This window comes from Pseudomonas sp. B6(2017) (assembly GCF_002112765.1).
Taxonomy (GTDB): domain Bacteria; phylum Pseudomonadota; class Gammaproteobacteria; order Pseudomonadales; family Pseudomonadaceae; genus Aquipseudomonas; species Aquipseudomonas piscis.
Window position 1 is genome coordinate 140,890 of record NZ_NEIQ01000017.1, and the last position, 9,291, is coordinate 150,180.

11 protein-coding genes are annotated in these 9,291 nt (G+C 65.9%); 8 read left to right on the forward strand and 3 right to left on the reverse strand.

Features of this window, described 5'->3' with window-relative positions; translation table 11 throughout:
- Positions 1 to 110: 110 nt before the first annotated feature.
- Positions 111 to 674 (reverse strand): helix-turn-helix domain-containing protein, encoded by a 564-nt coding sequence (locus CAG11_RS26195; protein WP_022643993.1) that lies wholly within the window; start codon positions 672 to 674, stop codon positions 111 to 113.
- Positions 675 to 690: 16 nt separating this feature from the next.
- Between CAG11_RS26195 and CAG11_RS26200 the strand changes: the two genes are divergently transcribed.
- The gene (locus CAG11_RS26200; RefSeq protein ID WP_085598845.1) at positions 691 to 1,692 is read left to right on the forward strand and encodes a DMT family transporter; all 1,002 of its coding nucleotides are present in this window, start codon (positions 691 to 693) and stop codon (positions 1,690 to 1,692) included.
- Positions 1,693 to 1,702: 10 nt separating this feature from the next.
- On the opposite strand, the gene CAG11_RS26205 is transcribed toward CAG11_RS26200, so the two are convergent.
- A complete protein-coding gene (locus CAG11_RS26205) occupies positions 1,703 to 2,077 on the reverse strand; it encodes a hypothetical protein (protein WP_085598847.1) in 375 nt (124 codons plus the stop codon).
- Between the two features lie 199 nt (positions 2,078 to 2,276).
- Here CAG11_RS26205 and CAG11_RS26210 point away from each other — a divergent pair, with 199 nt between their 5' ends.
- The 6 genes from CAG11_RS26210 to CAG11_RS26235 are packed head-to-tail and all read left to right on the forward strand — an operon-like array spanning position 2,277 to position 8,349.
- Positions 2,277 to 5,195: a monovalent cation/H+ antiporter subunit A gene (locus CAG11_RS26210; protein WP_085598849.1), complete on the forward strand. Its 2,919-nt coding sequence runs from the start codon at positions 2,277 to 2,279 to the stop codon at positions 5,193 to 5,195.
- Positions 5,195 to 5,539, forward strand: coding sequence for a Na+/H+ antiporter subunit C (locus CAG11_RS26215; RefSeq protein ID WP_011060906.1), 345 nt, complete (start codon positions 5,195 to 5,197; stop codon positions 5,537 to 5,539). The genes CAG11_RS26210 and CAG11_RS26215 overlap by 1 nt, the downstream gene beginning before the upstream one ends.
- Entirely contained in the window at positions 5,536 to 7,224 is a 1,689-nt protein-coding gene (locus CAG11_RS26220) for a monovalent cation/H+ antiporter subunit D (protein ID WP_085598851.1), read from the forward strand. The genes CAG11_RS26215 and CAG11_RS26220 overlap by 4 nt, the downstream gene beginning before the upstream one ends.
- On the forward strand, positions 7,221 to 7,709 hold the full coding sequence (locus tag CAG11_RS26225) for a Na+/H+ antiporter subunit E (protein WP_085598853.1): 489 nt from the start codon (positions 7,221 to 7,223) through the stop codon (positions 7,707 to 7,709). Before CAG11_RS26220 ends, CAG11_RS26225 begins: the two co-directional genes overlap by 4 nt.
- Positions 7,706 to 7,984 (forward strand): K+/H+ antiporter subunit F, encoded by a 279-nt coding sequence (locus CAG11_RS26230; RefSeq protein WP_022643988.1) that lies wholly within the window; start codon positions 7,706 to 7,708, stop codon positions 7,982 to 7,984. Before CAG11_RS26225 ends, CAG11_RS26230 begins: the two co-directional genes overlap by 4 nt.
- Complete coding sequence (locus CAG11_RS26235; RefSeq protein ID WP_022643987.1) at positions 7,981 to 8,349, forward strand: Na+/H+ antiporter subunit G; 369 nt, start codon at positions 7,981 to 7,983, stop codon at positions 8,347 to 8,349. Before CAG11_RS26230 ends, CAG11_RS26235 begins: the two co-directional genes overlap by 4 nt.
- Before the next feature lie 40 nt (positions 8,350 to 8,389).
- On the opposite strand, the gene CAG11_RS26240 is transcribed toward CAG11_RS26235, so the two are convergent.
- Positions 8,390 to 8,827 (reverse strand): DUF3995 domain-containing protein, encoded by a 438-nt coding sequence (locus CAG11_RS26240; protein ID WP_085598855.1) that lies wholly within the window; start codon positions 8,825 to 8,827, stop codon positions 8,390 to 8,392.
- A 93-nt stretch (positions 8,828 to 8,920) separates the two neighbouring features.
- On the opposite strand from CAG11_RS26240, the gene CAG11_RS26245 reads away from it, so the two are divergent.
- Positions 8,921 to 9,291: DUF2946 domain-containing protein (locus CAG11_RS26245; protein WP_178081831.1), on the forward strand; the 371-nt coding region annotated here is incomplete at its 3' end.

A 9,291-nucleotide genomic window follows, 5' to 3' on the forward strand; every position in this document is an offset into this window, starting at 1 on the left:
GAATAAAAACCTTCTATTTCAATGAGCTATGAATAAAACCGACAAAACACCGCAATACAAAACAGGCAAACTGCCCAACCACTGTTGGCTGGCGGACAGTTGTCGCGGAATCAGATCACCACGTTGCGCACGAAGCGCGTGGGCTGGGTGCCATCGTTGCGGTAACCATGGGGCACATGGCTGGCGAACATGAAGAAGTCGCCGCTTTCCAGGCGGCGCTCGGTGTCGCCGAAGAACACCGTCAGGCAGCCCTCGAACACATACAACTGCTCGCTCCAGCCCTGGGCATCGCACTCGGAGCGGTACTCCTCGCCAGGCTCCAGGTGCCATTCCCACAGTTCCACCTCACGGCTGGCCTCGGCCTTGGACAGCAGCACTGCGCGGCTGCCGGGAATCAGCCCCGCCCAGGCAAGCTCGTTGATACGGCTGGAGTCCCGGGAATCCGGGGCCTGGATCAGGTCGCTGAAGGCCACGCCCAGGGCCTCGGCGACCCGATCCAGGGTCCCGAGGCTGACGTTCTTCTCCCCCGCCTCGATGGCCACCAGCATCCGCCGGCTGACCGCCGACTTCTGCGCCAGGGCACTCTGGCTCAAGCCGGCGGCGTGGCGCAGGCGCCGGACATTGAGGCTGACATGTTGCAGGACCGAAGCCCGATGACTGTTTTCCTTATGCACTCTATTCGCTCGCTCCCTGGGCCTGCGCAGTATACTGCCCAATTTCCGGCGCATTGTGCGTCCCCCTCAGGTAGCACGCAAGACCATGACATCCGGGACTTCCAGCACTTTTTCCTACAAGCTCAGCAAGGCCGAGGCCGTACTGGTGCTGATCACCATGATCTGGGGCGGCACCTTCCTCCTGGTGCAACAAGCCATGGGCGTCAGCGGCCCGATGTTCTTCGTCGGCCTGCGCTTCGCCGCGGCCGCCGCCATCGTCGCGCTGTTTTCCGGGTCGCGCCTGCGTGGCCTGACCCTGTTCGAGTTGCGCGCCGGTAGCTTCATCGGGGTTGCCATCATGCTCGGTTATGGCTTGCAGACCGTGGGCCTGCAAACCATCCCCAGCAGCCAGTCGGCCTTCATCACTGCGCTGTACGTGCCCTTCGTGCCCCTGCTGCAATGGCTGTTCATGGGCAAGCGCCCGGGCTTGCTGCCCAGCCTGGGGATCATGCTGGCATTCACCGGGCTGATGCTGCTGTCCGGGCCCAACGGCGCCTCCCTGGATTTCAGCCCCGGAGAGATCGCGACCTTGATCAGCACCGTGGCGATCGCCGCGGAGATCATCCTCATCAGCAGCTTTGCCGGGCGCGCGGATGTGCGCCGGGTGACGGTGGTGCAACTGGCGGTGACCTCGATGCTGGCCTTTGCCATGGTGCTGCCCACCGGGGAAACGCTACCGGAGTTCTCCTGGCTGCTGCTGGTCATCGCCCTGGGCCTGGGCGCCTCCAGCACGGCGATCCAGGTGGCGATGAACTGGGCCCAGAAGAGCGTCTCGCCGACCCGGGCCACGCTGATCTATGCCGGCGAGCCGGTATGGGCCGGGATCGTCGGGCGCATCGCCGGCGAGCGCCTGCCCGCCCTGGCCCTAGTGGGCGGGGCGATGATCGTGCTGGCGGTGATCGTCAGCGAGCTGAAGATCAACCGCAGATCGACGCACAGGCCAGAAGCCTCCCTGGGCGGTGAGTCGACACCGCCCTGACCCCGGCCGCCTACAAGGACGGCGCATCGGGCTCGGGGCTGGAAAGCCAGGTCGGGGCGATCAGCGAACCCCGATGCTTGGGTTCAAGCGGCACCGGATCACTGTCCGGCGTGCCCCTGTAGTAGAAATACGCCCGATACCGGACGTGCCCCTCCGGCATGGCCGCGTCGTAGTACAGCACCGTACCGGGCGGCAACAGGTAGGCCTGGTCATCGCCCATGGGCCCATCGATGACCAGGGCCTTGCGAGTGCTGATCATCTCCTGGGCCGGCGGGTACAGCCGTTCCAGGCCGATGGCCAACGCGGCGCCCAGGCAGGTGAACAGCAGGGCGAAGCAGCCACGCCGGAGCAATCGGCTGCTGGTGGTGGTTTTGGCTGGGTGCATCCGTGTCGATCCTTGTCCGATGAGTTGCGTGCAGGGCAAACCTTGTGCGAACACCCGGCGAACGGGCGAAGCGGGCATTTGTCTCCTACCTTTGAAAGCGCATGTAACATTTCTGATGGCTGCCTGGCCGCGCTTGGCGGTTGGTGATCAAGGGCCTGGCACGTATTATGCGTCATACTTTTCCGCAGATTAGAAGCCTATGTCCCTGATAGTTCTACTGCTTCTGCCATTCATGGGCAGCTGTCTGGCGGCCTTGTTGCCGCACAACGCACGTAACACCGAATCGCTGCTGGCCGGCCTGGTTGCCCTGATCGGCACCATCCAGGTGGCTTTGCTGTATCCGCAGATCGCCGATGGCGGAGTGATTCGCGAGGAGTACGCCTGGCTGCCCAGCCTGGGACTGAACTTCGTGTTGCGCCTGGACGGCTTCGCCTGGCTGTTCTCGCTGCTGGTGCTGGGCATCGGCACCCTGGTGTCGTTGTATGCGCGCTACTACATGTCGCCCCAGGACCCGGTGCCGCGCTTCTTCGCCTTTTTCCTGGCGTTCATGGGCGCCATGCTGGGCCTGGTGATCTCCGGCAACCTGATCCAGATCGTGTTCTTCTGGGAACTGACCAGCCTCTTCTCATTCCTGCTGATCGGCTATTGGCATCACCGTTCCGACGCCCGCCGTGGCGCCTACATGGCGTTGATGGTCACCGGTGCCGGGGGATTATGCCTGCTGGCGGGGGTCATGCTGCTCGGCCATGTGGTCGGCAGCTATGACCTGGACCAGGTACTGGCTGCCGCGGACAAGATCAAGGCCCATGCCCTCTACCCTGTCCTGCTTCCCTTGATCCTGCTCGGTGCGCTGAGCAAGAGCGCACAATTCCCCTTCCACTTCTGGCTTCCCCACGCCATGGCCGCACCGACACCGGTCTCGGCCTACCTGCACTCGGCGACCATGGTCAAGGCCGGGGTGTTTCTCCTGGCCCGCTTGTGGCCATCGCTGTCCGGCAGCGAAGAATGGTTCTGGATCGTCGGCGGCGCCGGCGCCTGTACCCTGGTGCTGGGCGCCTATTGCGCGATGTTCCAGAACGACCTCAAGGGCCTGCTGGCCTACTCCACCATCAGCCACCTGGGCCTGATCACCCTGCTGCTGGGCCTGAACAGCCCGCTGGCGGCGGTGGCCGCGGTATTCCACATCCTCAACCACGCCACCTTCAAGGCCTCGCTGTTCATGGCCGCCGGGATCATCGACCACGAGAGCGGCAGCCGCGACATCCGCAAGCTCAACGGCCTGATCAAGCTGATGCCCTACACCGCGACCCTGGCCATGGTGGCCAGCGCCTCCATGGCCGGGGTGCCGCTGCTCAACGGCTTCCTGTCCAAGGAGATGTTCTTCGCCGAGACGGTGTTCATCAATTCCAGCGCCTGGGTCGAGATCGCCCTGCCGGTGATCGCCACCATCGCCGGGACCTTCAGCGTCGCCTATGCCCTGCGCTTCACCGTCGATGTGTTCTTCGGCGAGCCGGCCACCGACCTGCCCCACACCCCCCACGAACCGCCACGCTGGATGCGCGCGCCGGTGGAGCTGCTGGTGTTCACCTGCCTGCTGGTGGGGATCTTCCCGGCCCAGATCATCGGCCCGTTGCTGGCCGCCGCTGCGCGGCCGGTGGTGGGCGGGACCCTGCCCGAATACAGCCTGGCGATCTGGCACGGCCTCAATGCGCCGATGATCATGAGCCTGATCGCCATGTCCTGCGGCATCGTCCTCTACCTGTTGCTGCGCAAGCCGCTGGTGCGTGGCCGCTTCGCCTACCCGCCGGGCGTGGGCCGCTTCAATGGCAAGCGCCTGTTCGAACGCTGCCTGGTAGCCCTGACCCGACTGGCCCGTGGCCTGGAACGGCGGCTGAGCACCAAGCGCCTGCAAAGCCAGTTGTTCCTGCTGGTGCTGGCGGCGGTGATCGCCGGGTTGATCCCCATGCTCTACAGCAGCCTGACCTGGGGCGACCGGCCGAAGATCCCCGGTTCCATCGTCTTCGTGACCTTCTGGCTGCTGGCCATCGCCTGCGCCCTGGGCGCCGCCTGGCAGGCCAAGTATCACCGCCTGGCCGCCCTGACCATGGTCAGCGTCTGCGGGCTGATGACCTGCGTGACTTTCGTCTGGTTCTCCGCTCCCGACCTCGCCCTGACCCAGCTGGTGGTGGAAGTGGTGACCACGGTGCTGATCCTGCTGGGCCTGCGCTGGCTGCCGCGGCGGATCGAGGACGTCTCGCCGCTGCCCAGCAGCGTGCCCAAGGCGCGTATCCGCCGCCTGCGCGACCTGAGCCTGTCGGTCGCCGTTGGCCTGGGCATGGCGCTGTTGTCCTACGCCATGCTGACCCGGCCGACGCCCAACGACATCTCCTCGTTCTACCTGAGCCGGGCCCTGCCCGAGGGTGGCGGCACCAATGTGGTGAACGTGACCCTGGTGGATTTCCGCAGCTTCGACACCCTGGGCGAGATCACCGTGCTGGTGGCCGTGGCCCTGACCGTGTTCGCCCTGCTGCGACGCTTCCGCCCGCCCAAGGAAAGCATGCAGCTGCCGGCCCAGCAGCGCCTTCTGGCACCGGACGTGGTCACCGACCTGGTCAACCCGCGCCAGGCCAGCGACACCGCCCTGGGCTTCATGATGGTGCCTGCGGTGCTGGTGCGCCTGCTGCTGCCGATCGCCCTGGTGGTGTCCTTCTACCTGTTCATGCGCGGGCACAACCTGCCGGGTGGCGGTTTCGTCGCCGGGCTGGTGATGTCGGTGGCGTTCATCCTGCAGTACATGGTGGCCGGCACCCAGTGGGTGGAGGCGCAGATGAGCCTGCGACCGCTGCGCTGGATGGGCACCGGCCTGCTGTTCGCGGTGGCCACGGGCCTGGGCGCGCTGGCCTGGGGCTATCCGTTCCTGACCACCCACACCCTGCACCTGGACCTGCCGCTGTTCGGTGATATCCATATCGCCAGCGCGCTGTTCTTCGACATCGGCGTGTACGCGGTGGTGGTGGGCGCGACGCTGCTGATCCTCACCGCCCTGGCGCACCAGTCGGTGCGGGCCCACAAGCCTGCCAGCCAGTCCAAATCCCTGATCAAGAGCGGAGCCGCCTGATGGAAGAAGTCATTGCAATCGCCATTGGTGTCCTCGCCGCCTCGGGAGTCTGGCTGGTGCTGCGCCCCCGGACCTTCCAGGTGGTGATGGGCCTGTGCCTGCTGTCCTACGCGGTCAACCTGTTCATCTTCAGCATGGGCAGCCTGTTCATCGGCAAGGAGCCGATCGTCAAGGACGGCGTGCCCCAGGACCTGCTGCACTACACCGACCCCCTGCCCCAGGCGCTGGTGCTCACCGCCATCGTCATCAGCTTCGCCATGACTGCGCTGTTCCTGGTGGTACTCCTGGCATCCCGGGGCCTGACCGGCACCGACCACGTCGACGGTCGGGAGCCCAAGGAATGAACCTGTTGTCGTCGCACCTGATCGTCGCCCCCATCCTGTTGCCGCTGCTGACCGCGGCCCTGCTCCTGTTGCTGGGAGAAAAACACCGGCCGCTCAAGGCCCGGCTCAACCTGTTCTCCAGCCTGCTGGGCCTGGGCCTGGCGCTGTACCTGCTGTACTGGACCCAGGCCGATGGCGCCACCGGCTCCTTCGGCGTGTACCTGCCGAGCAACTGGCAGGTACCGTTCGGCATCGTGCTGGTGGTCGATCGCCTGGCGGCGCTGATGCTGGTGCTGACCGGCATCATCGGAGTCAGCGCGCTGCTGTTCGCCATGGCCCGCTGGGACGGCGCCGGCGCCAGCTTCCACGCGCTGTTCCAGATCCAGCTGATGGGCCTGTACGGGGCCTTCCTCACCGCCGACCTGTTCAACCTTTTCGTGTTCTTCGAGGTGCTGCTGGCAGCGTCCTATGGCCTGATGCTGCATGGCTCGGGACGGGCGCGGGTGTCCTCGGGACTGCACTACATCACCATCAACCTCCTGGCCTCGTCATTGTTCCTGATCGGCACGGCGATGATCTACGGAGTCACCGGCACCCTGAACATGGCCGACCTGGCCATGAAGATCCCGCTGGTGCCCGAGGCCGACCGTGGCCTGTTGCACGCCGGCACGGCGATCCTGGCCATCGCCTTCCTGGCCAAGGCCGGGATGTGGCCGCTGAACTTCTGGCTGGTGCCGGCCTATTCCTCGGCCAGCGCACCGGTAGCGGCCTTGTTCGCGGTGATGACCAAGGTCGGGGTCTATACCGTGCTGCGCTTGTGGACCCTGCTGTTTTCCGGCCAGGCCGGAGCCTCGGCCTATTTCGGCAGCCAGTGGCTGGTGTACGGCGGCCTGGCGACGATCTGCTGTGCGGCGCTGGGCATCCTCGCCGCGCAACGCCTGGAGCGCATGGCCAGCCTGAGCATCCTGGTCTCGGCGGGGATCCTGCTCGCGGTGATCGGCTTCGCCCAACCGGCACTGACCGGCGCGGCGCTGTTCTACCTGTTCAGCTCGACCCTGGCCATGTGCGCGCTGTTCCTCCTGGCCGAACTGATCGAACGCTCGCGCTCGGCCACCGAGGCGCCCCTGGAAGACGAAGGCGAGATCCTGCCGCAACCACTGGGGGCCTCGCCGCCCCGGGGCAGCAACCTCGACGATGAGCAGCAGGTGGTGGTCGGCCAAGTGATTCCCTGGACCATGGCCTTCCTGGGCCTGAGCTTCATCGCCTGTGCCCTGCTGATCATCGGCATGCCGCCGCTGTCGGGCTTTATCGGCAAGCTCAACCTGATCGCCGCCCTGCTCAACCCCCAGGGCCTGGGCAGTGGCCTGCAGACCCAGGTGCCGGTGGCGGGCTGGTGCTTCCTGGCGCTGCTGATCCTCTCCGGCCTGGCGTCCTTGATCGCCTTCGCGCGCCTGGGCATCCGCCGCTTCTGGACGCCCGAGGAGCGACCCTCGCCTGTGCTGCGGCGCCTGGAGTGCGTGCCGATAGTGGCGCTGCTGGGCCTGTGCGTGGTGCTGAGCTTCAAGGCCGAGCCGCTGCTGCGCTTCACCCAGGACACCGCCGACAACCTCAATCATCCCGAGCACTACGTGATGGCGGTACTGGGCACCCGGACGGTGCTCAGCCCCGAGGCCAAGGCTGCACTGTCGATGGAGGTGCAGCCATGAAGCGCCTGTTCCCCTCGCCCTTCCTGTCCCTGGCGTTGTGGTTGTTGTGGCTGCTGCTGAACCTCTCCGTTAGCCCCGGCAACCTGCTGCTGGGCGCGGCGCTGGGTTTTCTCGCGCCGCTGCTGATGCGCCCGCTGCGCCCGCAACCGATCCGCATCCGCCGGCCCTGGACCATCCTGCGCCTGTTCCTGCTGGTGGGTCGCGACGTACTGGTGTCGAACCTGCTGGTGGCCTGGGGCGTGCTCAACAACGGCCGGAGTCCGGTGCGCTCGGCGTTCGTCAAAGTGCCCCTGGACCTGCGCGACGCCAACGGGCTGGCGGCGCTGTCGACCATTACCACGGTGGTGCCGGGCACGGTCTGGTCCGAGCTCTCCCTGGACCGCAGCATCCTCTTGCTGCACGTGTTCGACCTGGAGGATGAAGCGCAATTCATCCAGCACTTCAAGGCCACCTACGAGCGCCCGCTGATGGAGATCTTCGAATGAGCGCACTGATGGATAACGCGATCCTGCTGAGCCTGTTCATCTTTTCCCTGGCCATGGTCCTGACCCTGGTACGCCTGTTCCGGGGGCCTTCGGCCCAGGACCGGGTCCTGGCGCTGGACTACCTGTACATCCTGGCGATGCTGATGATGCTGGTGCTGGGCATTCGCTACTCCAGCGATACCTACTTCGAGGCGGCGCTGCTGATCGCCCTGTTCGGCTTCGTCGGCTCCTTCGCCCTGGCCAAATTCCTCCTGCGTGGCGAGGTGATCGAATGAACGACCTGCAACAACTGCCCCTGTGGGTGGAAATCCTGGTGGCCCTGTTGCTGCTGCTGGGCAGCCTGTTCGCCCTGATCGGCGCGCTGGGCATCCTGCGCATGAAGAGCTACTTCCAGCGCATGCACCCGCCGGCCCTGGCCTCGACCCTGGGCTCGTGGACCGTGGCCCTGGCCTCGATCCTGTATTTCTCGGCGCTCAAGTCGGGGCCGGTGCTGCACGCCTGGCTGATCCCGATCCTGCTGTCGATCACCGTACCGGTGACGACCCTGCTGCTGGCCCGCGCCGCGCTGTTTCGCAAGCGCATGGCCGGCGACGACGTGCCGGCGGAAGTCAGCAGCAAACGCCAGGAAACCGGCAACTGAGCAGGCGCGGGCTCGCCCCGCGCTTGCCTTGTGGGGCTGCTCAGGCCCAGGCCAGCACCAGCAGCCCAGCCCCCAGTACCACGCACAAGGGGCAATAGAAGAGCGTGTCGAGCCGGGCGAAGCGCGAACCCCGCACCTGCTTGAAGAACCCCACCAGTTCCGAATCGCCAATGGCCCGGCCGAACATCAGCAAGGCCATGGCGCTGATGATCCACTGCAATGCCGGATGGCTCACGCTCGGCAACAAGAGCCCGACCCGCAGGCACACCAGCAGCGCTACCAGCAACAGGGCCAGCGCCACCAGCAAGGTCGCCAGCGCCGGTATCTGGAAGGCCGGCTGGCTCTGCCCGGGCGCAGGCCCAGGCACCTGCGGGATCACCGCCTCGCTGCCGCGCTTGCCGCCAGCGGCCCAGTACAGGTGCAACAGGCTGATCGATAAAAAGGTTCCGGCCACTCCCTGTGCAAGCAGATGAGTCATGTTGGACGTCCCTGGAAAATTTCGCTGAAGAATGGACCTGATTGCGCGTTTTGGTAAGTACGTTCGTCGTCTTCGATGCTAAAGTGCCGGCCCATGAAATTCGCCCGTTCCGATCGCTCGCTCGTTGCCTGGATGCTGTATTGCTGCGTCCTGTTCAACGTGTTCGCCTGCAGCATCGGCCATGGCCAGATGCTGGGCATGCAGCTCAACGGCATCGGCGGGCAGTTCTGCAGCGTCGACCCGGCCACCCAGGCGCCGGTACAAGCTCCCACCGACCAGGATTCGCTGCCGACCCTGGCCAAGGCCTTCGGTTGCCCGCTGTGCTCCACCGGTGGCATGGGCCCGGCGCTGAACACCAGCCTTGGCCTGGCTTTCCTGCCGCAGCCCCAGGCGCCGCCGCTGGCCGGCCCGCTCCAGGTCGATCTCCCCGCCCACCATAGCTGGCCCGCCGCCCGTCCCCGGGC